This window comes from Sulfitobacter sp. CW3, from assembly GCF_019392245.1.
Lineage (GTDB): Bacteria > Pseudomonadota > Alphaproteobacteria > Rhodobacterales > Rhodobacteraceae > Sulfitobacter.
Genome location: NZ_JAHXRL010000508.1, coordinates 1 through 242, shown reverse-complemented (window position 1 = coordinate 242; position 242 = coordinate 1). Strand labels below are relative to the sequence as shown.

Annotated in this window: 1 protein-coding gene; it reads right to left on the bottom strand. The window is 68.6% G+C overall.

Annotated elements, in window-relative coordinates:
• A partial coding sequence (locus KZZ06_RS22020) for a hypothetical protein (RefSeq protein ID WP_219582033.1) occupies positions 1 to 242 on the bottom strand: 242 nt, incomplete at both ends.

Sequence of the window (242 nt, the reverse complement as noted above, 5' to 3'; positions counted from 1 at the left end):
CTCCAACCCCAGACCCGGATTGCCGGTGCGGTCCTGCTGTTCAGGCGCGACCATGTCCACGCCGACTCCGACGTCCACGTTCGGAGGAACGTTGGCGGGGTTGCGCATGTCCATATCCATGTTCATGCTGCCCATGGAGCCACCGCCCGGCATCGCCCCGTGGCCCATGCCAGCCATGGAGCCCCCGCCCTTCATCGCCCCACCGCGTGCCTTGGCCGCGTGGCCCATTCCGGCCATGGAGC